Below are 25,372 nucleotides of genomic sequence, written 5' to 3' on the forward strand. Positions count from 1 at the left end.
TTTTTATCTATTTCTAGGTAGAGTAGATAAACTTTACTTGCATTTGAATGAGCATACTTTACTAGATGAACAAAAGTTTTCGAAAATGCAAAAAGATAAAAGTATACTTGAGTTAATGAAAAAATTAGATTCCCACCTTAAAGCCAACTCTTTAAAAATAGTTGACTATTGGAAAGCAGATCTTTGCGCAATAGGTTTGAGAAAAGAAAATCGCCTTATCTATATCTCCACATATAACTACCTTAATAATGATAACATGCGATATGATTTTGATTTGGAGTTACTGATTAATACAAACACTCCTAAATCTCAGATTATAAAAGAAGGCAGAGCAGTAAATGAAACTAAACTTATAACAGAAATATGCTCCTTTTTAGCTAATGGAGTGCAAGGCAATCAGAAACCTATTATTCCTTACAGAAACTTCTAAAGAAATAACGACTAGAATATAACTATCCTAGTTATCATTGTATCCATTTATATCATCACTAGTATTGTGCTGGAAATCAGATGACGCAATCTACACAAAGCGTCTGTCTAGTTCAGATACATTTGTCTTTAGAAATAATATTTATGAGTGAATCAGACTATCAAATTAATCTGGAAAAATATCACCAGCCTTTGAATGAGAATGAGATAGAAAGATTAAAAGAGAGCAGAAAAATACCTCTTTTCTTTTACATTTTCCTTCTAATTTTCTTAGGTTCCTTTGTCTGGTTTGGTTTCTATGTAGACCATATTATCGCCAGGATTTTTTCAATTCTCATAGATCTTATCTTCTTCTCTGTATTCTCATATAGTATCCTTAAACGCAGAATAACTATTGACAAAGACCTGAGAAGTAATCAAAAAATTGTTTACAAAGGGCCAATAACCAGTAAAAGAGAAGATTCATCCGGATACAATAGTTCTTATTATTTCACCATACTACAAACAGAATTTGATACATCCTTTGATAAGTGGCAACAAATCCGTGTTGGTCAAACAGTAGAGATTCATTTTGCACCTAAAAGCAAATTTATATTTACACTTATAGCTCCCAGTTAAGATACAGATTCTGTTTTTCTTTTGTAGGCTTGCTCAATGGAACAAACATTAGAAGACAAATCAGGAACAAAGTAAAGTCCTTCAGAATAGAAGATAAAATAGATACACGAGGAATAAAAAACCCCTCTTTCAAAGAATAGAGGGGTTTCCACAACTAATTATACATTATGTTGTACCGGGGACGGGAATCGAACCCGTACGAACTTTTACGTTCACAGGATTTTAAGTCCTGCGTGTCTACCAGTTCCACCACCCCGGCATTATTTATTATTCAAAAACTTTACAATCATTCTTGGCTTGTTTTAAAGCAAGCTTCAAGGCAGAAACATCTGCAATTTTTTGTAGATGTGTGTCATTTTCCACCATATTAATGAATAGCCTCAGGTATGCTTTTTCACATCCATGAAATCCATCAATAAATTCAATATCCTGAGCCCCAAGCGAAGAAATATCAGTGTAGTCAAAAAAGTTAAAATTATATTTAAAGAATATAGGTTGTATTTCAGGAGAAAGTAAAGACAAGTAACTGTACTTATCTTTCATACTATGTATTTTGTTAACTACTGAATTGGCAAAAGGAGGTAGAAATCCTACAACATAAATATTTCGCTTCTTGCACTCTGATAAAAATTTGTCTAACTCATGTAAAGACTTCTCAGACAGCTCTTTTCCATACTCAAACCGTTGTACACCTTTTTCAATGCGACGAAACGTATCCTGAAACAAGTGATCGTTTTTATTATAAGGATCACTTGACTGTATACAACCATCATTACGAAATCCAAATGCATGTATTCTCGCATTGAGGCCAAAAGTTTCAAAACTATTATCTTGTCTGTTTATATCACGGAAAAGTAGTTTCCCGTTCAAAAAATCATCATAGACCGCAGTGTATCCTTTTTTAAATTTAGCTACATAACTCCCTCCATTATAATAACTTTGCTCATAGTTGTCCTGACTTCTGAAGTTTTTATTAAAGTTATCGTTAAAATAGTACTGATCTACCCCCATTAATATCACTTTAGGCTCTTTAGTATCTGGAATTTTCTCTAAAAATTCAGAAAAGTGATGAAGCTTACTTACTCCAAGACCAGCGTTAAAGAACTGAACTTTCTTTGTAAAAAAAGATGGGGAAAAACACAATACTCTTGAACTTCCCAAAGCAATTATATCCGGCTGACGTTTAATAACCGATGTTAACTTATAGTATACATCAGAATTACTATAGGCCAGACCAAGCAATACATTTCTCTTACTGTCTTTTTGTAGGTCTATAACCTTATCAATAGAGACTAACTCTCCCAATGTTACCATAACATATGTGGGAAGACCTATAAATACCAATATTGGTAGAACTATAAATGAAGACTTCTTTATAAATAAAAAAATGTCGCTTTTACTTGATTTCATTATGAAGCTCTTTAAAACTGAAAATATATAAATTCAGCATTATCAAATTTTCCTAAAAACAGAATCCCTAATATAATAAGATAGTAAAACGACCATCTTACCCATACAGGTCGTTTAGTTACAAATGCTCTTACACTCTCACGCCTTTGCAATAAATGAACCACTTCCATACCGATTATGACCAGAATCGCAATTATAAACTCAGACAAAGGTTGTCCCAACAATATATTTCGGAATCGAACATTCTGCCAACCTGAAAATAAATGTTTCACTATATACAAGGAGTCGTCAAAAGTGTTTGCCCTAAAAAATATCCAGGCAAAATTGATAAGTAGAAAGGTAGAGCCAATGTTCAACCACTTATTTAATTGAGGAAAAGATGTAATTCCTATTAGCTTGGCAAGCTTATTTCTAACTTTTAATGTATTAAGAGCAACTACTAAATAAAAACCATTTAAGGCACCCCATATTACAAAGTTCCAGCTTGCCCCATGCCATAGACCACTAACTAGAAACGTAATAAATAAATTAAATTGCCAACGCCATTTTGGAACCTTATTACCACCTAAAGGAATATAAAGATAATCTTTAAACCAGGTTGATAGAGAGATATGCCATCTTTTCCAAAACTCAGAAATAGTTTTGGAAAAATAAGGGCGATTGAAATTAGTCATAAGCTTAAACCCCATTACCTGGGCAGCGCCAATAGCTATGTCAGAATACCCGGAAAAATCACAGTATATTTGAAAAGCAAAGAAAATTGTGGCTATTACAAGAGAAATACCTTCATAACTAGTAGGATCATTATAAACAGTATTAACAAATTCACTTAAGCGATCTGCAATCACCACTTTCTTAAATAATCCCCAAGCCATTAACTTTAAACCATTAACTACTCGATTATATTCGAAATGATGTTCTTCATAGAATTGCCATAACAAATTCTGTGGTCTTTCAATAGGTCCTGCAACCAGTTGAGGATAAAACATAACATAAAGGGAATATATGCCAAAGTTTCTCTCCGCAGTCTGATTACCACGATACACTTCTACAACATAAGATAAACTCTGAAATGTATGGAAAGAAAGGCCTATAGGAAGTAATATACTCATATTATTGACAGGGTAGTTCCAATGAAATACCTGTGCAATAGACTGGAAAGTATCATTAAAAAAATTAAAATATTTAAATACAAAGAGGATAAGACAGGTAGACAGTATGGAAAAAATCAAATAGTATTTCCTCTTCTTCCCAACAGAATCTTCAATCTTTATTCCTGCGTAATAATCGACAACAATTGTTAGAAAAAGTATAAGAATATAAACAGGAACAAACCACATATAAAAGATACAACTCGCTATCAATAACATAAACCAACGATAGCGATGTTCTAAAAAAAAATAGAGACTTGTAACTATTGTAAAGAAAATAATAAACTCAATAGAGTTAAATAACATACCTCTTTATTTTTCAGGTTTTTCTTAAACTACACTTGAAGGACAAACTTACAAAGCAAATGTAATTCATCTATATCTTAAAGTCTGATTTTTTAGTTTAAGACGATAAAGTGCAGATAAAAACATAAGATGGTTCATATACAAAGAAAAAGCCACTTTACTTTAAAGGTAAAGTGGCTTTTTCTTTGTACCGGGGACGGGAATCGAACCCGTACGAACTTTTACGTTCACAGGATTTTAAGTCCTGCGTGTCTACCAGTTCCACCACCCCGGCTTCAATTACGCCTAAGCATAACTGCTGAAAGAAAAAGTCCCGAAAAAGATCCGGGACTCGACATTCAGTGAGCGGGAGACGGGGTTCGAACCCGCGACCTCGACCTTGGCAAGGTCGCGCTCTACCAGCTGAGCTACTCCCGCTTGTTGCGATTGGGACTGCAAATATAGCGGTCGTAATTCACAATGCAATACCTGACACAAAAAAAATCGCTTTTTTTTCACAAAAGCACCACAACACATTGAAAGTCAATAAAATATTTTTTAATATTTTTTATCCCTCTGCTTTTAACCCTTCATCTAAGAATAGAGATTGTTCTTTAAAAATTTTTAGCAGGGCTACTTTTCGTTTTTACATTGCATTTGTTGTAGTCTGAAAAAACCAATTAGATAAAATCATTGGGTCAGGATACGAAATAAAGCAGGCTGGAGATTTTTCAGCCTGCCTATACATAGCTTTCAATGCTATTGTCTAAAAGTTTATTCTGTTCTCAAACTCTTTACAGGATTAGTCAAAGCGGCTTTAATACTTTGAAAACTTACAGTAAGCAAAGTAATAAGCAAAGCTCCTAGACCTGTTATGGCAAATACCCACCAAGAGATTTCGATCCGATATTCATACTTTGTCAGCCAGTTAGTAAGGAAATACCAGGCGATAGGTGTTGCGATACAGAAGGCAATCAATACCAATACTACAAAATCCTGGGAAAGCAGTTTCCATAGATTTAAAACAGAAGCACCCAATACTTTCCGAATGCCTATTTCTTTGGTACGTTGCTCGGCTACAAATGAGGCCATTCCAAATAATCCCAAGCAAGAAATGAATATGGCCAAGCCAGCAAAAATAGATGCCAGTGTACCAATTCGCTCTTCTGCTGCAAACTTCAGTGCATATTGCTGATCCGTAAACTTAAAATCAAAAGGACTACCTGGATTAAACTTGTGAAATACTGTTTCTATTTTAGCTAATGATTCTCTGGCACTGTATGTTGGATTCAGCTTTATATTAATCACATTTGCCCAGCCGTAATTAAGCATAAAACTAGTGGGAGAAATAGGAGAAAAAGGAGATTCCATCACCATATCTTTGATCACTCCAACCACAATAAAAGGCCTATCTCTCCATTTGATTGTTTTTCCAACTGGGTCTTTTAATCCCATATACCGGATGGCGGTCTCATTGAGGACCATACCAGATGAGTCACTGGCAAATTGTCTTGAGAAATCCCGCCCTGCTACAAACTGCCAACCTACTGTTTTTCCAAAATCATGAGAGACACCAATAGTTCCCAAAGCTTCCCTAAAATTCGGGTCTTTGCCTTCCCATTCAAATCCCCCATTCTGGGAATTCAGATCAGTGGCAGGAGCCGAAGAAGTTGACATGTCAATCACAGCTCCGGTTTTTAGTAATTCATCCCGTAATGCATTATAGTTATTGTACAACTCTGGAGTGTTCATGGTAACAGTAATCAGTCCACTCCGATCATATCCGACAGGTCGGTTTTTGGCATATTGAATTTGCAGAAACACAATAAGCGTTCCGATAATCAAGGTAATAGAAACTGTAAACTGCACAACCACCAGTACTTTTCTCGGCATACTGGCTAGCTTTCCTGCCCGAAAGGTTCCCTTCAATACACTTACCGGATCAAAAGAAGAAAGATACAAGGCAGGATAGCTTCCTGCTATCAATCCGGTAAATACGCTGAATGCAATACCTGCTAACCAGAATACAGGATTGAACCAGGGCATCGTCATCTGTTTGTCTGCAATAGTATTGAATATAGGTAAGACAAGAGCAAGCAATAGAACACATATGGCAAAAGCAACCAGTGTTACCAATAGAGATTCACCAAAAAACTGCCCAATCAATTGTGATCGCATAGAACCTATGGATTTTCGAATACCCACTTCTTTGGCTCTTTTTTCACTTCTGGCAGTAGCCAGATTCATAAAGTTGATACAGGCCAGCAGCAATACAAATATGCCTATGATACTAAAAAGCCATACAAACTGAATCCGTCCACCCTGCTTACCTGTTTTTTTATCCCATTCTGAATACAGATGCCAGTCACTCATGGGATGTAAAAAGACTTTTATTTTGAAATTAGCCAACTCAGGATTATGTCTAATTTTGATATCCTTAATCTTTTCAGATACTTTATTGAAATCTGCTTTAGGAGCTATTTGCGCAAGCAATTGCCAGGAGTTGTTTTCCCATTCAGTGTTATCTATAGCTTGTTTTACCCAACCCTGTGTAGAAACATATAAATCCCAGGGAGCCATAAAGGTAATGTCTTTAAACTCTGTATTGAAAGGCATATCCTCATAAACTCCTGTAACTTTTACATTCAGCCGATTGTCAAGTTTTACAATTTTACCCATTGGATCTTCCTCTCCAAATAATGCTTTTGCAACTGATTCTGAAAGAAGAATGGAAGAGGGATCTTTTAACCCTGCATGAGTTCCTGAGAGCATTTTCAGACTCAGCATCTCTGGAGCTTGTGGGCCTATGTAATTCCCTGTCTTCATAAACTTATTGTCTTTATAAGCCAGGATATGTTCTCCTGTCCATGAGGAGGGGACTACATAGGTAAAGTCATCTTTATATACTGTCCGAAGTTCTTCAATCAAAGGAGCAGGCATATATTCACCTGCGCCAGACTCTCCATTAAATGTAAAGCTTTGCATCACCTTCGCAATGCGTTTATGATTCTGGTAGTATGTATTGTAAGTCAGTTCATCATAAACCCATAGTCCGATAAGCATAGCCACAGCCATCCCTGTAGCCAATCCAAAAATATTGATAAAGGAATATCCCCTGTTACGGGTCAAATTCCGAAATGCAATTTTGAAATAATTTCTTAGCATAGTCTGAGATAGTAAAGGTGTAGAATAGGCATGTTTAGTTGAACGTCGGCGAACAAATGGAGGCAATACAGAAACTACATCTATAAAATAATGCACATTGGCTGAGAACTTCCCAGAGCGAGTATAACAATACTTATATAATTCATCCAGATCACCTTCTACTTCTTCCAGTGTTTCGTCAGGATGGAACCAACCTAAGAGTTGTTTGATCCATTGTGGCGGCTTGGGTGTTTCGGGTAAAGGGTTATTGAAAGAATTCATACCTATAAATGTAAGTGACGTATGAAGGCTGATTAGTGTAGTCCTGAATCTCTATTACTTTACATTTTCTCGTACAAATCCTCTGCCAAAACAAATTATTTGGTTAGAAGGGCATTAAAAGCAGCTTTTAGCAAACTATCGGAAAATAAATTGTTCATTTACGGACATTTCCAATTCAAAAACGAACAAGACACTATCTAAATAAAACGGGAGATTACTTGTAAAAAAATAGCATGACTCCTGAATGAAGTCATGCTATTTTTTATTTCTATTTTATATACTTTGCTCTCAGAAGTACATCTATAGTTAGGTGCTATAAAGGCAGAAAGCTATCCTATCAGCCATTTGCTATGATTCTGTATTGGCCCCGGTAATTACAACGGTTTTATTTTCTATCGTTTCATTAGAATTAGTTTTATCCTTGAGAAAGTCAGTAGTGACTGTCAGGATTCAGGCAGAATGTCCAGGTCGCGAATCCATTGTCCTGATCTGGGTACAGTAAGAAAACCATTAAGGCTTAGCAACAGAACTGTCTGGTATTGTTCGAGTAAATCCCAACGAGCATGAATCTGTGCATTGTCAGCAATAAATTTCTCTATGATTGTCTGATATACAGAGCACAGAAAACTCAGATCAACAGAGTTGGATAGAATTTTATGCTGTTGGGCATCCTGTAACAGCGGCATGACATGTTGCATCCAGAAATAAGTTCTGTACTTCTCTTGTCTTTCTTTGGCACTTGGAATTTTTCGCACATCGAAGAGATAGGGACTTTTGTACTCTGCCAGAGCAGCCAGTACAACTGTCAATATCCGGAACACAACAATAAGCGAATCATCAGATGTTTGTTTAAGAAGCTGGATCTTTTCTTCGAGAGAAGTAATCCAGGTTTCCATACAAGCATTCAGTAGACTATCCTTGTTATCAAAGTAGGTATATAATGTTTTTTTTGATAAACCTAGCTTGCTGGCAATATCACTCATTGTCACACTTTTAACTCCGTATTGCAGGAAAAGCCGATGTGAACCTTCAATGATTAGTTCCTTTGTCATAATACCCTCTGTCAATCTGATAAGAGCCTGAATAAAAGTATCCAGGCTCGTCTATAAAATGTTACTGAGCCAGATATCCACCATCTATATTGTAGTAAGAACCAGTCACAAAAGATGCTTTGGATGAGCTTAGCCACAGGGCTAGTTCCGCTACTTCTGCCGACTCACCCAAACGTCCTATGGGATGTAAGCCAACTAACGCATTCATTGCTTCAGGAGACAAATTAGCATCCAGTAAAGGAGTTTTGATAAATCCTGGTCCAATGGCATTAATACGAATATTTTGAGGAGCATACTCCAAAGCGGCAGTTTGTGTTAAGCCTACTACCCCATGTTTGGCAGCTACATACGCTGCAGAATTACGGAAACCAACCTGTCCTAAGATAGAAGCAACATTTACAATTGCTCCGCCACCACTTGCCAGCAGAGCAGGAATCTGATAGCGCATCCCATAAAATACGCCATTCAGATTGACGCCAATTACTTTTTCCCAACCATCCAATGGATACTCACCTACAGGAGACGCCGGACCGCCAATACCTGCATTGTTACAGGCAATATGCAAGGCGCCATATTTCACTACAGTTTGTTTTACCAAGACTTCATTATCTTCTGGCTTGCTGGTATCTGCTTTTATAAAGATGGCTTCTCCCCCCTTCTTTTTAATTTCTTCCACAACAGCATTTGCACCTTTTTCGCTGATATCACTCACCACTACCTTTGCTCCTTCTTCAGCATATTTAATGGCAATTTCCTTGCCTATTCCAGAACCCGCACCAGTTACAATAGCAACTTTATTTTCAAGGATTTTCATACGTTTTGATTGTTTAATTGTGAACAGTGATAAAAAGAAAAATAGATTTTCTTTAGTTATCTAGTACAGCTAAGCCGTACTAACAAGACAAATGTACGTCTGACAATTGCAGCAGAACGAATACTTTTTGCCGGATTCCTTGGACAATTTGAACATTCCCTCGTATCTCCTTTTCATACTAACTCCAGAAAGCTATAACTAGCTGGAGAGCTAGCACTCACAAAAAATCCACTAGGAGCAATCCATTTAATAGAATAATACAACCAAACAAAAATGTAATCCTATATACAACAAGCATTTAGTGACAAAAAAGTAGCCCATCTACCAGCGGATTACAAAATCAGCCAGTAGATGGGCTATAAACGATATAGATTTATCTAGCACTATTCTCCCCTTCTTATTCAATCTTATTTCTCCAGAAACTATTATAAGCTTTCTTTACTAAGGAGTTTTAACCTTTAATTCTTCCTGTACAATACTCATAATCTTGTCCAGCACTGTGAACAAATGCACTTGCTGACCAGTAATTTTAGACAGCATAATCCCTCCCTCTACCATGGCAATAAAGGTATACGCATAGGTAGATGAGTCTATTTCATTACGGAATTCTCCGTTTGCCTTGCCTGCATCCAGAATACGTATCAATCGGGTAGCAATACCTTTGATACTATTTTGCACACGTTTTTTCAGGAAAGGAAGATTATCATCTGCTTCTACAGCCGTATTCAGTATGGGACATCCTCCACTGGTAGAGACCCCTTTCCAGATAGATCTGTAAAAATCCGTAAAGGCCTGCATTTTGTCTATAGCAGATTGTGCATTATGGATAGCCACATCCATATTTTTAGATAACTTATTTACATTATACTCAAAGGCAGCGATAGCAACATCTTCCTTATTCTCAAAATTGCCATATATACTCCCTTTGGTAAGTCCGGTTGCCTCTGTCAGATCACTCAGAGAGGTTCCCCAGAAGCCCTTTGAATTAAAAATAGGCGCAGTCTTTTCTATGATAAACGCCTTTGTCTGTTCTGCTTTCGACATGACCTTACTGATTTATAACACTCTTCCTGAAATAACTCATTATGGATGATATTTTTTAAAAATAGAAGTGGCCGTGTGTCCTCCAAATCCAAATGTATTGTTAAGTACATGATTGACTGGTGTATGTCTTGCTGTTCCTATCACAATATCTAATCCCTCTGGCAGTTCTGGATCTACATTTTCTGTATTTATAGTTGGAGGGATTATATCATGCTTTACAGACAATACACTGATAATACTTTCAATAGCTCCCGCAGCCCCCAGCAAATGGCCTGTCATCGATTTGGTTGCAGAGATACTTACTTTATGTTCCCCAAATATACGCTTGATTCCTACAAGTTCACTCACATCGCCAATACCCGTTGAGGTAGCATGGGTATTGATGTTATCTATATCTGCTGGAGAAAGCCCTGCATCCTGTAAAGCTTTGGAAATACCTAAGGCAGCGCCTAATCCTTCTGGTGATGTGCCTGTAAGATGATATGCATCAGCGGCCATTCCCCCTCCAACAATTTCCGCATAGATAGTAGCACCTCTGGCTTTGGCATGTTCATACTCTTCCAGCACCAATGCTCCTGCCCCTTCTCCGATTACAAATCCGTCCCGATCCTGATCAAACGGCCTCGAAGCAGTTTGTGGAGAGTCATTTCGTTTAGATAATGCCTGAGCGGCGTTAAAACCGCCTACCGATGCGGGAGTTATCGGTGCCTCAGATCCGCCAGCAATCATAACAGTGGCCTTTCCCAGACGAATTGTATCAAAGGCATTGATAATAGCTGTATTGGAAGAAGCACAGGCAGAAACTGTACAATAATTGGGACCATACAACTTATGACGAATAGAGATAACTCCTGCGGCAATGTCTGCAATCATTTTGGGAATAAAGTAAGGATTGAAACGTGGCGTCCCATCACCCTGATAATATTCACGCACCTGATCTTCAAATGTACCTATACCCCCATTACCAGAAGCCCAGATTACCCCTATCTGATATTTCTCTTCATCTGACATGGCTGCAAAATCAAAACCTGCATCTTGAATTGCCTGATCTGAAGCAGCAATGGCATACTGAGTAAACAGATCATACTTCTTTATTTCTTTTTTCTCTATATAATCTGTTGGTTCAAAGCCTTTAACCTCACAGGCAAAATGAGTCTTGAATCGTGATGCGTCAAAATGGGTAATATAATCTGCTCCACTCTCACCAGCCACAATATTGTGCCAGAACTCGCTTACGGAATTACCCAGGGGAGTAATCGCTCCTAATCCTGTTATTACAACTCGTTTCATAGTATATGTTTATCGGATAACACTGTACTGATTTTATTTATTAATTGGATAGTAGCATGTAGCCTCACTCTAAATCGGCACAATAATACCATTCGGTATCTTATAATACAAATAAAAACTGGATCAAAATAGTTTCAACAAAGGAAAACAAAATCAAACGGCGAGAGAATCTCATTACAGTACTCAAACAAAAAAATGAAAATATTTTCTTAATAATCAAATAATTAACACCGATAAAAACACAAACCGATCAGTATACAACAAATCTATTAAAGCTAAGTATATACTTATTTTGTCTGATACTTTTATAGTTTTAGGATTTTAAAGAAAAATCTCTTTTTTGTACCCTCTCACCCTTTCTTACCCTCCTGAAAGGAACTTTAAGCCTCTATACAGACAGGCATGATTAGACCGATGACCGTTCCAACAGGAGCGTATTCTTTCTCTCAGAAATCACAGACAGCTCTATTTGTCAAGAGATCCTTCCAAGAGTACAAAGAGGAGGCTTTTTTTCTTGATTCCTAAACCTCTTTTCCGGAAAAATTATAGAATAAGATAAGGTATATGCATGTGTGGCACTCTTTGCTTATCGGAATATCCCTAAGGCTACCTGCTGGAAGGTTTCAGGGGTGATGCCGGTTTGTTTTTTAAAGAACCGGCTAAAATAGGCTTGCTCACTAAAACCCAATTCGAAAGCAATTTCCTTGAATGTTCTTTTACCAATTAATATTTGCCGCTTGGCCTCAATAACCAGATATGTATGAATAATCTGAGTTACAGTTACACCTAATCGCTCCTTTAATACTTCATTGAGTCGCTTAGGCGTAAGATTTACTGCATTGGCATAAAACGTTACATTCCGTTCTTCTTTGTAATGATCACTTATCAGGATATAAATTTTCTTCACCCGTTCATCATGTAGTGCAATGGATGAAGACAACGTCTGACTAAAACGATACAGATGGATCAAAAAGAGTCGCAAATACAGGTGTAGTACACCAACATCTGCTTTCGTTTTACATTCGAGATACATCAGGTCAAACAGATGTGCCATTGGCTCAACCATATCCGGAGGAATAGTAATTCCGTCATTGGTAAATGGCAAAAACAGATAACGCAGATGATCTTCTTCAATAGCATACATCAACTCACGAGAAAAAGCAATAACCCGTGCAGCTGGCTTACTGCCTGGAATAGCATGGACCTGATTGCGACCCAAAAGATATACAGTATCTTTTAGAATTGGATGAGGTGTGAAATCAATATAGTGAACATCAGCGTTTGAAGTAAACCAGATTATTTCAAAAAAGTCATTCCGGTGGCTCCCTCCAAACCCATGAAATGCAGGGTCATCAGAGGTATAGACAAAGATTGTATCTCTGTCCAATTGATAAATAGGTATATATTCCTGTGGTTTCAAAGATAATAATAAGGTATCTGACAAAGGTATAAAATATGATATAGGTGTATTCGTTTCCTTTATTACTTTTAGTCTTGCCAGTATATATACATCAGAATTGTATATATACTGGCAAGACTAGCTTTAATCAAACTACTAATTCCTATGGAACTTTCCGAAGCCATTGACCTGATTCATACAACAGCTATTCGTCAAACAGAACCTCAAATATGGGCTGATCTGGGATGTGGAACAGGATTGTTTACCAAAGCCTTGACTCATCTACTACCTCCCCAAAGCACCATTTATGCCATTGATAAAGATGCGATGGCTTTAGATACAATCCCTGATAACTACCAGAATATTCTGGTAAAAAAGCTGGTAAAAGACTTTACTCAGTCATTCTTTCTTCCATCCCTACTGGATGGCATACTCATGGCTAACTCATTACACTATGTAGGGGATCATTTATCATTTCTCCACACCATTCAGTCTTCTCTTCTGCAACCTTCTCATAAGCTATTACTTGTTGAATATGATACGGACAAAGCCAATCCCTGGGTTCCTTATCCTGTCAGCTTTCAATCTCTCCAAAAACTGGCTACAAAAGCAGGATATACTACAATTGAGAAATTAGGTACCAAGGCATCTTTATATGGCAGAGCAAATCTGTATGGAGCGTTAATAACAAAGTAAGTCAGCGTCTTATTGTGGATTAGGATATTTTTCACACAAAAGTGTATATTGTGGCTTGCAAACAACCATACACCACTAACTGCATATGAAAAAAACCTACTACTTACTTATTGCTCTTCTTGTAAGTATCTTATGTATACCATCTGATGTGTATGCACAGGAAGATATAGCGGCCTATATAAAAAACAACTACACAAAGGCAATCTACTACATTCCCATGCGGGATGGGATAAAGCTGTGCACCATTGTTTACAGTCCTAAGGATGCGTCACAAAAATATCCCATCATGCTGAATCGTACACCTTACAGTGTGGGGCCTTATGGAGAAAATGAATATAAAACATCTATGGGACCTTCTGACTTCTTTGTAAAAGATGGGTACATCTTTGCCTATCAGGACGTACGGGGGAAATACATGTCAGAAGGCGAGTTTATGGATGTTCGCCCCCACAATCCTGCCAAGAAGGGTAAGAAGGATATTGATGAAAGTTCGGACACCTATGATACTATTGAATGGCTGTTGAAAAATGTAAAAAATAATAATGGAAAGTTTGGTCAGTGGGGTATTTCCTATCCTGGGTTTTATACCACCATGGGGGTGCTAAGTAATCACCCGGCGTTGAAGGCTGCGTCGCCACAGGCACCTGTTACAGACTGGTTCATTGGAGATGACTTTCACCACAATGGCGCTTTCTTTTTGCCTCACTTTTTCAATTTCATGGCTAACTTTGGAAAGCCTCGTCCACAACCCCGTCCAACTAGCCCTTACCGGTTCAATCATGGTACACCGGATGGGTATCAGTTTTTCCTGAACCTGGGATCGCTGAGTCATATCAATTCTGTCTTTTACAAAGATAGTGTAGCATTCTGGAACGAATTCAGGCAACATCCCAATTACGATCCATTCTGGCAGGCACGAAATGTACGTCCGCATCTGAAAAATGTAAAGCCAGCTGTGATGACTGTAGGAGGTTGGTTTGATGCAGAAAATTTGTTTGGTGCACTGGAAATCTATAAAACAATTGAAAAGAATAATCCGGGAGCTAACAATATGCTGGTAATGGGTCCTTGGTTTCATGGCGGTTGGGCTCGTTCAGATGGTTCTTTCTTAGGTAATGCATCGTTTGTACAAAAGACATCTCCTTTCTATCGTGAAAACATTGAATTCAAATTCTTTCAATACCATCTCAAAGGAAAGACTGATCCAAAACTACCAGAAGCATATGTATTTGAAACAGGCTCCAATCAGTGGCGTACCTATGATCAGTGGCCTCCTAAAAATACACAAGCTAAACGGCTGTATTTACAGGGAGATCATAAGCTAGCCTTTGCTACCCCAACAGCCGACGGTGATGGTGGTTATGACGAATATGTAAGTGATCCGGCTCATCCTGTTCCATTTATTGAAGAAATTAAAACAGGTATGACACGCGAATACATGACAGATGATCAACGGTTTGCCACCCGTCGCCCGGATGTAGTAGTATATACAACAGATGCTTTGACAGAAGATATTACCATAGCAGGTCAGGTAAAGCCTAGTCTGCACGTATCTACTTCCGGAACAGATTCTGACTTCATTGTAAAGATAATTGATGTATATCCGGACACAGCAGCCCAGTTTAAAGAGTCCAAAATCCCTACGGCTGGTTATCAGATGCTGGTCCGTGGTGAGCCATTCCGTGCCCGTTTCCGTAACTCATACGAGAAACCAGAAGCTCTCACAGCCAATCAACCTACAGAAGTAAGCTTTGTGATGCCTGACATCAATCATACCTTTAAGAAAGGGCATCGCATTATGGTTCAGATTCAAAGTACATGGTTCCCGCTGGTAGATCGCAATCCACAGAAATATGTAGATAATATCTATGATGCTAAAGATTCAGACTATCAGAAAGCTACACAACGGATTTATCATTCACCTGATAAGGCTACCTATATAGAGTTGAATGTAGTAGGAAAGTAAAACAATCCATAATCACAATCTTGCATGTACCTCTGTTACCAGTAAAGTAGCAGAGGTATTTTTATATCTATCAATCTGTGTAACTATCTGATATGCATAAGATAGTTAGAAACTACTCACTATTATTTTTCTACATAAAGTCTTTGGGTTAAACTTTTGTACTTATATCCCCGTAGAAGAAGTTACATTTTTTTCATTTAGCTGTTCCATTTTTCATTTTTTAAAAAGGAATATGAACTCTCTGGAAACAGGGTGGTATCCTCATTCTATCTTTTCATTTTTTAACAGTAAAATCTATGAGTCTTTTTTACAAAGTCATGGGATGCTCACGTCATACCCCAAGACAACTTTTTTCAACAACACATGTTTTCAGGAAAAGTATTTACCTACTGATTGTGCTCTCAATACTGTATAATCATCACACATTTGCTCAATTACCAACAGGTTTTGCAGCGAAGAAATTGACTGCTGATAATATCCGGGAAGCAACTGCCATGGCACACGCACCAGACGGACGGATTTTTATTGCAGAACGGGCAGGTATTGTCAAGGTTTTTCAGAATAATACAGTAAGTACGGTTCATACCGTTTCGACAACCACAGCCTCCGAACAAGGTCTGTTAGGCATTACCTTACACCCCAACTTTACTCAGAATGGCAAGTGTTATATATTCTACACTAATGCTGCCATGACCCTCCACTATCTGGATGTTATTGTCATTAATGCATCCAATCAAGTGACCTCTGTAAACAGAGTCATGGAGTTTGATCCAATCATTAATGGTTTCCATAATGGTGGTGCTCTGTTATTTAAAAACGGACTACTTTATATAGCGATAGGAGAAAGTAACTCTTCCGCAGAATCTGCCAAACTGGATACTTACAGAGGTAAAATTCTTCGCCTAACAGAAGATGGTCAGCCAGCTCCCGGAAATCCTTATTACAACGAAGCAGGAGCCAGCCGACAAAAAAAAAGTATCTGGGCCATTGGGATGCGAAACCCCTGGAGAATGAGTCTGGACCCGCTTTCTCAAAAAATATTTGTCATGAATGTGGGTGGCAACTATGAAGAGATTGATGATGTGACGAATCCGGATCCAGCCAAAAACTATAATTATGGGTGGGATCAGAATGGACGCTCAGGACCAGAGCAACCAGCTAATACGATCACAGCTGCCTTTTATTACGGCCACTCAAACTGGGGATGTGCTATTACATCCGGAACATTTTTCAATCCTACATCCACAAATTATCCGGCCCAGTACAGGAATAGATTTTACTTTACAGACTGGTGTTCTGGCTGGATGCGTAGCATTGATGCAGCTAATCCAGTACAAGGCCAATGGCAAGAATTTGCACCATCAGGCTTTGGATCTATACTGGGCACTAGTGTAGGTATAGATGGCAATATCTATTATTTTAAATATGGTAACACAGGTAGTCTATGGCGGCTGGAATATGATAATACACAAGTACCTGTTATTGTTAACCAGCCCACCAGTCAGACTATTACCGCTGGTGACCCGGTAACCTTTACTGTAAGTGCCTCTGGAGCTACACCTTTCACCTATCAATGGCAAAAAAATGCAGTAAATATTGCCGGTGCAACCTCTGCCAGCTATACCATTTCAGTAACAACACTGGCGGATGCAGCTTCCTATCGATGTATTGTGACCAATGCCAATGGTAGCGCAACTAGTAACAATGCCACCTTAACTATACAACCTTTCAATGCCAAACCTGTTGCAGACATTACTCTGCCATTAACAACCACCAAATGGAGTGTGGGGGATGTAATCAATTATGCAGGTACTGCCACAGATCAGGAAGATGGAAACTTGCCTGCATCAGCCCTTTCCTGGGAAGTTCGTTTCTTTCATAAAGACAGTCCTACCAGCGAACACTGGCATCCTGGGCCTGTAGTCCCATCAGGTGTAACATCCGGATCATTTGTTGCTGACAATGGTGGTGAAACATCCCCTAATATCTGGCTCAGAATTATCCTGACAGCAACAGATGCTAACGGACGTAAAGGACAGGACTCCGTAGATGTCTATCCGAATAAGGTAGATATAACTGCTGTAGCCAATATTCCAGGATTACAGGTTGTGCTAGCAGCTCAAGGCACTACGCCATTTACCAAAACACTGGTTGTCAATAGCCTAATCAATTTACAAGCCATCACACCTCAGGTTCTTGGCAATAATAATTATGCATTCTCGAGCTGGACACATGGAGGTCAGGCCAGTCAGACAATTCGTGTTCCAGCAGTAAATACAACCTATACGGCCAACTATGCTGTCACTTCTTCTATTCAAAATCCATATGGAGGGTTACCCTGGTCTGTTCCCGGTAAGATCGAAGCTGAAGACTTTGATACAGGAGGACAATCTATTGCCTATAATGACCTAAGTACAGGTAATTCGGGCAATGGATATCGAACAACTGAAGATGTAGATATAGAAGGTTGCTCTGAAGGTGGTTTCAATATTGGCTGGGTAGCAACTGGCGAATGGCTGGAATATACCGTAAATATAACGTCGGCAGGTGTTTATACACTACAGACACGTATAGCCACTACAGCAGCTGGAAAAACTATGCACATTGAACTGGATGGACAGAATATATCTGGTACAATCAATGTTCCCAATACAGGCGGATTTCAAAGCTGGCAAACTGTATCTGTTACCACGCCTGCCCTTACAGTTGGTACAAAAGTGCTTCGGGTTGTTTTTGAAAGCAATGATATAAACCTGAATTATATAGCATTTACATCAGCTTCTGGAAACAACTTACCATCTGTAAGTCTGGCGACTACAAATACTATAGTAGTAGCACCAGGAAGTGCAACCCTGACAGCAACAGCATCTGATACAGATGGAAGTATAACAAAAGTTGTTTTCTACAATGGTACAACGCCACTAACAACTATTACCTCCGCACCTTATACCTATACATGGACCAATATCAGTGCAGGTACGTATACACTTACAGCTCAGGCTACTGATAACACAGGGTCTACTTCTACCTCATCACCAGTGACTCTCACAATTGTAAGTAACGGAGCGAGCAATCTGGCACTCAATAAAAAAACAACGACCTCTTCTACAGAGAATGGCTCATTGTTAGGAGCAAAAGCCGTAGATGGAAACACAGGTACCCGATGGTCCAGCGCGTTTAGTGACCCGCAATGGATCTATGTAGATCTGGGAGCGGTCTATTCGATCAATCGCGTAAAGATAACCTGGGAAAATGCCCGTGCAGTGGATTATGGACTTCAAATCTCTAATGATACCATAAACTGGCAATCGTTGAAAGCACCTATTGTGGGTAATACACAGCTGATCAATGATCATACAGGCTTGAATGGTACTGGCCGGTACATCCGGATATATGGCACCAAACGATCTACTCAGTATGGCTACTCTATATATGAACTTGAAGTATATGGAACCAGCAGTTCGGCCCGAATAGCCATGAATGAAGGTAATACCAATAATCTTGTAACACTTTATCCTAATCCTTCTTCTGGACAGGTCACTATACAGTACACGATAAATCAATCAGGTCCAGTAACCCTGGCATTGTATTCCGTGCAGGGAAACCGAACTGTACTATTACATAAAAATATGACAAAAGGCCAATACACAGTAGGCTATGATTTGAGTAAACATGCAACTGGTATATACTTTATCCAGTTGGAATCAGGTGGTCGGGTTACTACTCAGAAGCTGATTAAGAATTAACCGAGTAACAAAATATATTTGCTTGGTCATGAAAACACCTCGCTTTAGCAGTAGTTGCTAAAACGAGGTGTTCTTTTTTTCATTCCTAGAAAGGAATTTCCTAACCAATTCTAAAGACATTGTATTGCCCATTCAATAAACTCATCTGGATCAAGGATAGAGAAGGCGTGAGGATGACGTCTGCCATCTGGCAGATATCCTTTGCCAAGACAATTGATAAATTCAGCCTTGTTATTTCCTAAATTCTTAAGCTGCGAAATACATCCGGATAAATCTGATGCATTCATATACTCATAGCTTCCTCTACGATTTGCGATAACCCAGTTAATATCCGGGTCACAATACAACCGAACAGGGATATCTTTCAGATAGCATATATTTCCTCCATCTGGAGCTTCCGGATAATAGGATGATACAGATTCATAGACTACAGGCTTCTGGCTAGGCGATCCTCCATACAACACCTGAAACCGTTGCAACATGAATTTACTTTCCTCTACACTTACCTTTGAGAAATTAATCCTGACATTATAAGCAAAGCTATTCCATAGCCTTTTCATATTTAGTGGTGGGTCTACACCAAAAACAGATTTTGGCCTTATAAGTACACCAAGTTTTGACTCATAGGCTTTTTCAGCATAACGTAAAGCCTGATGGCCGCCCAGTGAATGCCCACCAATGATAAATGCATTGATGGGGATAGCATATTTTTTAACAACTTCAGGAATCAAGGTTGCTAATCTCTTTTCAAACAAATTAGTAGTATCAACCACAAAATAATCTACCAATAAAGGAATCACTACTACAAATCCTGCTTTGGCAGCTTTCTCAGGTAACTTTGTTTCCTGTAATACTTCTTTGGGAATTGTCCCAAACCCTGGCAGAATTACCAAAAGCCCCTTAACAGGAACCAAAGGTTTTAGAACCAGGTAATAGTTCTGGGTAGTATCTTTTGATGTACGATATATTGTTTCCATTGTTTGAGCAGACAGTGCCCCGTACATCAAGCACAAGCAAACCATACATATATATCTCATAGTAGATCAAGTTAAAACATGCCAGAATCTATAGGTTATTTTGCAAATAAAAAAGCCCCGTTCTGCTTAAGCAAAACTGAGGCTCTTCTAATCAAATAAGATCAAAATTATTTCTGAGCAGCAGCCCAAGCATCCATCTTTCGTTCCAGTACATCCAGTGGCAGACAGCCATCTTTCAGAAACTCATCGTGGAAGGCTGCCAGACTAAACTTATTGCCAAGTTCTTTTTCGTATTTCGCGCGCAACTCACGAATTTTCAATGCACCAATCTTATAGGATAATGCCTGTCCGGGAACAGCCATGTAGCGTTCAATCTCGGCAACAGCGCCTTGTTCAGCAATAGGTTCGTTGTCCATCATGTATTTGATGGCTTGTTCACGTGTCCAGCCTTTGGTATGAATAGCCACATCCACTACCAGACGAATAGCCCGGTGCATTTCATCTCCCAGCGCACCCATGTACTGATACGGATCTGTGTATACTCCCAGTTCTTTCCCCAAAGATTCTGTATACAATGCCCAGCCTTCCCCATAGGCACTGTTAAACATAAAACGCATAAACTTAGGAAGGGCTGTATTCTCCTGTTGTAAAGACATCTGATAATGGTGTCCGGGAATGGCCTCATGCAGGAATAATGACTCCATACCTGAGGTTATATTAAACTTCTTTGCATCCGGAATAGGTACATAGAAGATACCCGGACGGCTACCATCTGCTGAGCCAGGCTGATATTCTGCACTGGCAGAAGCTTCACGAAACGCTTCTGTACGACGGATCTCAAAAGGGGTTTTAGGAGTCTTGTTGAATATCTTTGCCACATTAGGTTTGATTCTGTCATGAATGTTCTGAAAAGCCTTTAGTACATCTTCAGGTGTTTTATATGGATAAAACTTGGGATCATCTTTCAGATGGTCAAAGAAAGCTTTCAGGTCACCTTTGAAACCAACCTGATTCTTTACAGCTTCCATCTCTCCCTTAATTCGGGCAACTTCTTTTTCTCCTAACTCAAATATTTCTTCTGGTGTCTTATTAGTAGTAGTCCAGAAGCGTACATAATAGGCATACAACTCTTTGCCCTTAGGTAATACTCCAATACCGGATGTAGTACGGGCTTTGGGAAGATATTCGTTCTTGAGAAAATCACCCATCTTTTTATATGCAGGTACAATCTGAGTCGTGATGGCTTTCTTAAAGGCTTCTGTCAAACGCGTTTTATCTGCGTCGCTGAAATCTTCCGGAAATTTATTGACAGGTCCATAAAAAATGCTTTTGGTAGGATCAGCTACTACCAGATCATTCATCTGAGGAATCATTTTTACAACCAGTGACTTAGGTAACACCACACCGTCAGCCATTCCTTTTTTGAAGTTACCAATAGCCGTATCTGCCCACACAGTAAACGAGGCAGCCCGCTTTAACCAGTCATCATAATCTTTCACAGAATGAAAAGGATGTGACCCATCTCCACTACCCAGCATACCCATTTGCAGAGGAAGTCCCCAGAACTGCTGGAAAGGAATTTCTTCTGTATGAAATGGAATGCCTTCCAGTTGAATTTTCAGATCACGTTCTAATACATCATAGCCAATCTTATCCTGGTCACTCAGCGAATCGCGGGAGATTGCTTGTAGCTGACTCAGATACTTTTCATAAAAGCTTTTGGTCTGTCCGATAAACTCCTGTGATATATCATTAGGAAGCTGATCGTTGTAGCGATTATCACCCTGAGAAGTAGCTTCCAGAGGGAAAAACTTGAGCCGTTCTTCGTAATACTCGTCAAACAGCTTGGTTAACTTGGGATTTGTTTCTGTCATAGCAGTGGTTTGGCTGGTATCAGTCGATTTAGAGGTACAGGCTGCCAATGTAAGGGCAGCGAACCAGATCAGATAACGTTTTTTCATACAGGATAGATTGAGGTTGGATTGGTTTTTAGTTTAGGCAATGATATTTGGAGCGAAACAGAAATACAAAGTAATCCTGCAAACTTCTATTGAGCACCTTTATTCTGGAAATATACTATTGAGAAGAAGTAATGTCAAAAGAAAAATCCTGAGCCTGCCCGGTTTTGCTATCAACGGCTCTCACTTGTATCTTATGGATGCCTTTTTCAGTCAGATAACCAGCAAAGTAACGAACAGTCTGATTGTTTTCAGACAAGGTTAGCCCCGTCTTATCTAGCAGCACATGATTGACAGCATTGTAAATAAGGAGGGTAACATTGCTGTTTTTCTTAAACGGAAGAGGAATAGATACATAGGTATTACTGACACTCCGTTGATCAATCTGCTGTTGCGATGAACCAATCAATACTGTATTTCCCTCTGTAGTCAGGCCGAGAATCTTATAGGCATAGGTACCTGCTTTAGTTAGGGTATCCTGTGTTTCGTAATGATCAACAAAACCACCTGCAGCATTTTTTGTTAGAGGTATCTTTTGGACAATCTGGGAGCGTACATCTGCCTGTCGACGCCGGAGAATATGAAACTCATTTACCTGAGCAGCGATATCTTCATCTACGGTCCACGATAGATTGACGACTTTACCCTGGACCTCCCCCTTCGCAGTTCCCATTGCTTTGTGATTCATAGGAATTCCAATGGAATGATCACTTACCTGAATGTCAAACTTACAATAATCGTGAAGATACCCGTCCACATTGAGCAGGTACGTATGATTAGGTTTTAAGGAATCTAATTGAACATAGATATCATCTTGATTAGCCATAGAGGCACAAGCCAATATCTGATACGTTTTGGTTTCGCAAGGTGTACCATCTATTACTACAAGCTGCACCCCCCGGATATCTTCACATGCCTGCTTTGAAATATTGACAAAAACAGGACCTTTGACCTGTGAAGTAGTAAAATAAAACCACTGATCATTATGATAGTCAATACATTTTCCTGTTAAAGCTTCATCTACACATTTCCACTGTACAGTACATTTATCTGTTCGGGAAGAATGCCACTGATTCAGAGTAAGTTCCAAACGATTTTCAATATTATCGTTTGGAACCTGGGCAAAACTATTATTTAGTTGAAGAAATAACCACGTAATACAGATAAGATATTTTTCCAGAGGCATAGGTCTTACTAAAGGATTATTGCTAGTTCTAAAGAATATACAAAAGCTGAGTCAGACAAATAATCCAGTGCCTGAATTATTGTACAATCCTCGGCCCTTGTGTATTAATAGGCGAAACGTGAATTTCGCTTTCAATGCCTTGCTGGCTACACATCTGCTGCATGGCTTTTGCGACAGTCTGGGCTGTAGCTTCTGATGTACTTAATGTAAAGATAGAGGGTCCTGAACCAGAGATGCTACACCCCAAAGCACCCGCCTGTAAAGCGGCTGTCTTAATAGATTCAAACCCTGGAATCAATAACGAACGAATGGGCTCTATAATCACATCCTGTAGTGACCGACCGATCAGTTCATAATCACCTTTAAACAAACCAGCAATAAGCCCTGCCGTATTTCCCCATTGTACTACGGCATCTTTCAGTAAAATCTGTTTACGCAATACCCGACGAGAATCTTCTGTTTTTAATTCAATCTGAGGATGAATCACACTGGCATACAGATTTTCTGGTACAGGTATAGTCACCAGATCCAGTGGATTGTAGCTGCGAACCAATACAAATCCACCCATCAGGGCAGGTGCTACGTTATCAGCATGGGCAGAGCCACTGGCTAGCTTCTCTCCCTGCATAGCAAATTGCACCAGATCTTTCCGTTCTAACGGACGTCCCAACAATTCATTAGCTCCGAAAACAGCCGCAGCTGAACTGGCAGCACTACTTCCAATGCCACTACCTGGTTTTATTTTCTTGAGAAAGGTAATTTCAAATCCTTGTTCACTACCCAGATGTTGCAGATATGCCTGTAATGCAACCCCTGCTGTATTTTTTTCAGGTGCCAACGGCATGCTGGCAAATTCAGTTTTGTTATGGATCGTAATACCTGGAGTGTCTGTTTTACGAATGGTAATTTCATCGCCAGGGGCATTAAGGGCAAAACCCAGAATATCAAATCCGGCAGCGACGTTGGCTACAGTTGCAGGGGCAAAAATATGTAAGCTATCCAATGGTAAATGAGTAAGTGATAAACAGAATAATCTATTTTATAAAAGCACTGCTTATAGTTTCTGAATGAAAGAAACTATAAGGTTTGAGATTGTAAAGAGAAAACTAATGCCGAAGCAAATCGCAATTCCAGACACAGTGAAGGCATACTTTCGACGAATAGAAGGCAAAAGTAAAACACTTATCAAAAATATATATACTATCAAAACAGGTATGGCAAACCACTTTTTGACCAGCATAATAAATATCCATCCTAACACATTCAATATCATATAAAATATAATCACCACAGCCTGCCAATAACCTGTTTTTCGTTCTTTATAGAGTAGCACACCTGCAATTATATGAATCAGATGCACTATAAAACCTTTTGCTTGATTCAAAAAACTCAATTGAGCAAGGGTATAACCAGTATAAGAGTATAGTAAAAAAGCCAGACGGGATATACCAATTAGTAGTAAAACAATTCCTACTACTTTTTCCAATAAAGAACCAGAACGATTTCCTATCATTATAATTCTTTCTTAATAGACTCAACTGCTTTTTCCACATCTTTCACAATGTCCTCTTCTCTAAGCTGTATCACTCGAATATTATAATCTTTCAGAGCTTCCTGCTTCTGTACTGAGGAGAAATAAGCATCCGGATGTGTATGAGCATCGGATTCAATTTCAATTGCCAGCCTTTTCTCTTCACAAAAGAAGGTAAAGACAAAATCGCCGATGGGATGCTGCCAGGAAAAGTCAACACCCAGCTGCTTATCTTTGATACGATTCCAAAGCACAATCTCAGGATTTGAACTGAAATCACGCAGGTATTGAGTCAATTCCTGTAAAGCCGGATTAAAGGGAAGTTTATTGCTTTCATCCATATAGATTATGTATTTATAGCGTCCTGGTATCTAAACAATCTCTGGAAGCCTGA

19 protein-coding genes and 3 tRNA genes are annotated in these 25,372 nt (G+C 38.9%); 5 read left to right on the forward strand and 17 right to left on the reverse strand.

Annotated elements, in window-relative coordinates:
- The first annotated feature begins 85 nt into the window (after positions 1–85).
- Complete coding sequence (locus QNI15_RS27880) at positions 86–430, forward strand: hypothetical protein (RefSeq protein WP_314034915.1); 345 nt, start codon at positions 86–88, stop codon at positions 428–430.
- Between the two features lie 143 nt (positions 431–573).
- Positions 574–1,047, forward strand: a complete 474-nt coding sequence (locus tag QNI15_RS27885) for a hypothetical protein (protein ID WP_314001489.1) — start codon at positions 574–576, stop codon at positions 1,045–1,047.
- Between the two features lie 173 nt (positions 1,048–1,220).
- Here the strand turns inward: QNI15_RS27885 and QNI15_RS27890 are convergent.
- The 11 genes from QNI15_RS27890 to QNI15_RS27940 form a co-directional block, all read right to left on the reverse strand.
- Positions 1,221–1,306, reverse strand: a tRNA-Leu gene (locus QNI15_RS27890).
- An 8-nt stretch (positions 1,307–1,314) separates the two neighbouring features.
- A complete protein-coding gene (locus QNI15_RS27895; protein WP_314034917.1) occupies positions 1,315–2,361 on the reverse strand; it encodes a hypothetical protein in 1,047 nt (348 codons plus the stop codon).
- A gap of 107 nt (positions 2,362–2,468) precedes the next feature.
- A complete protein-coding gene (locus QNI15_RS27900; RefSeq protein ID WP_314034919.1) occupies positions 2,469–3,914 on the reverse strand; it encodes an MBOAT family O-acyltransferase in 1,446 nt (481 codons plus the stop codon).
- 188 nt (positions 3,915–4,102) lie between these two features.
- Positions 4,103–4,188: transfer RNA gene (locus QNI15_RS27905), tRNA-Leu, on the reverse strand.
- 70 nt (positions 4,189–4,258) lie between these two features.
- Positions 4,259–4,331 (reverse strand) — tRNA-Gly (locus tag QNI15_RS27910).
- A gap of 336 nt (positions 4,332–4,667) precedes the next feature.
- On the reverse strand, positions 4,668–7,319 hold the full coding sequence (locus QNI15_RS27915; RefSeq protein WP_314034921.1) for an ABC transporter permease: 2,652 nt from the start codon (positions 7,317–7,319) through the stop codon (positions 4,668–4,670).
- A gap of 443 nt (positions 7,320–7,762) precedes the next feature.
- On the reverse strand, positions 7,763–8,371 hold the full coding sequence (locus QNI15_RS27920; RefSeq protein ID WP_314034923.1) for a TetR/AcrR family transcriptional regulator: 609 nt from the start codon (positions 8,369–8,371) through the stop codon (positions 7,763–7,765).
- A gap of 61 nt (positions 8,372–8,432) precedes the next feature.
- Positions 8,433–9,185: an SDR family NAD(P)-dependent oxidoreductase gene (locus QNI15_RS27925; RefSeq protein ID WP_314001433.1), complete on the reverse strand. Its 753-nt coding sequence runs from the start codon at positions 9,183–9,185 to the stop codon at positions 8,433–8,435.
- A 441-nt stretch (positions 9,186–9,626) separates the two neighbouring features.
- Positions 9,627–10,229: a TetR/AcrR family transcriptional regulator gene (locus QNI15_RS27930; protein WP_314034925.1), complete on the reverse strand. Its 603-nt coding sequence runs from the start codon at positions 10,227–10,229 to the stop codon at positions 9,627–9,629.
- Between the two features lie 39 nt (positions 10,230–10,268).
- On the reverse strand, positions 10,269–11,519 hold the full coding sequence (gene fabF, locus QNI15_RS27935) for a beta-ketoacyl-ACP synthase II (protein ID WP_314001429.1): 1,251 nt from the start codon (positions 11,517–11,519) through the stop codon (positions 10,269–10,271).
- 586 nt (positions 11,520–12,105) lie between these two features.
- A complete protein-coding gene (locus QNI15_RS27940; RefSeq protein ID WP_314034927.1) occupies positions 12,106–12,963 on the reverse strand; it encodes a helix-turn-helix domain-containing protein in 858 nt (285 codons plus the stop codon).
- A gap of 120 nt (positions 12,964–13,083) precedes the next feature.
- Here QNI15_RS27940 and QNI15_RS27945 point away from each other — a divergent pair, with 120 nt between their 5' ends.
- The 3 genes from QNI15_RS27945 to QNI15_RS27955 all read left to right on the forward strand — a co-directional run bounded on the left by QNI15_RS27945 (position 13,084) and on the right by QNI15_RS27955 (position 19,326).
- Positions 13,084–13,614 carry a class I SAM-dependent methyltransferase gene (locus QNI15_RS27945; protein ID WP_314034929.1) on the forward strand — a complete coding sequence of 177 codons (531 nt, stop codon included), beginning with the start codon at positions 13,084–13,086 and terminating at the stop codon, positions 13,612–13,614.
- An 85-nt stretch (positions 13,615–13,699) separates the two neighbouring features.
- Entirely contained in the window at positions 13,700–15,580 is a 1,881-nt protein-coding gene (locus QNI15_RS27950; RefSeq protein ID WP_314034931.1) for a CocE/NonD family hydrolase, read from the forward strand.
- A 296-nt stretch (positions 15,581–15,876) separates the two neighbouring features.
- Positions 15,877–19,326 (forward strand): PQQ-dependent sugar dehydrogenase, encoded by a 3,450-nt coding sequence (locus QNI15_RS27955; RefSeq protein ID WP_314034933.1) that lies wholly within the window; start codon positions 15,877–15,879, stop codon positions 19,324–19,326.
- 110 nt (positions 19,327–19,436) lie between these two features.
- Here QNI15_RS27955 and QNI15_RS27960 read toward each other — a convergent pair whose 3' ends face one another.
- From QNI15_RS27960 to QNI15_RS27985, 6 genes are all read right to left on the reverse strand, one after another.
- Complete coding sequence (locus QNI15_RS27960; RefSeq protein WP_314034935.1) at positions 19,437–20,303, reverse strand: hypothetical protein; 867 nt, start codon at positions 20,301–20,303, stop codon at positions 19,437–19,439.
- A gap of 167 nt (positions 20,304–20,470) precedes the next feature.
- Positions 20,471–22,264: a DUF885 domain-containing protein gene (locus QNI15_RS27965; RefSeq protein WP_314034937.1), complete on the reverse strand. Its 1,794-nt coding sequence runs from the start codon at positions 22,262–22,264 to the stop codon at positions 20,471–20,473.
- A 115-nt stretch (positions 22,265–22,379) separates the two neighbouring features.
- Complete coding sequence (locus QNI15_RS27970; protein ID WP_314001416.1) at positions 22,380–23,447, reverse strand: hypothetical protein; 1,068 nt, start codon at positions 23,445–23,447, stop codon at positions 22,380–22,382.
- Between the two features lie 76 nt (positions 23,448–23,523).
- Positions 23,524–24,450: a homoserine kinase gene (locus tag QNI15_RS27975; RefSeq protein WP_314001414.1), complete on the reverse strand. Its 927-nt coding sequence runs from the start codon at positions 24,448–24,450 to the stop codon at positions 23,524–23,526.
- 51 nt (positions 24,451–24,501) lie between these two features.
- Complete coding sequence (locus QNI15_RS27980; RefSeq protein ID WP_313982589.1) at positions 24,502–24,960, reverse strand: hypothetical protein; 459 nt, start codon at positions 24,958–24,960, stop codon at positions 24,502–24,504.
- Positions 24,960–25,319 carry an endonuclease domain-containing protein gene (locus QNI15_RS27985; RefSeq protein ID WP_314001412.1) on the reverse strand — a complete coding sequence of 120 codons (360 nt, stop codon included), beginning with the start codon at positions 25,317–25,319 and terminating at the stop codon, positions 24,960–24,962. Before QNI15_RS27985 ends, QNI15_RS27980 begins: the two co-directional genes overlap by 1 nt.
- Between the last annotated feature and the right edge of the window lie 53 nt (positions 25,320–25,372).

Origin of the sequence: Xanthocytophaga flava, from assembly GCF_030068545.1 — a bacterium.
Lineage (GTDB): Bacteria > Bacteroidota > Bacteroidia > Cytophagales > 172606-1 > Xanthocytophaga > Xanthocytophaga flava.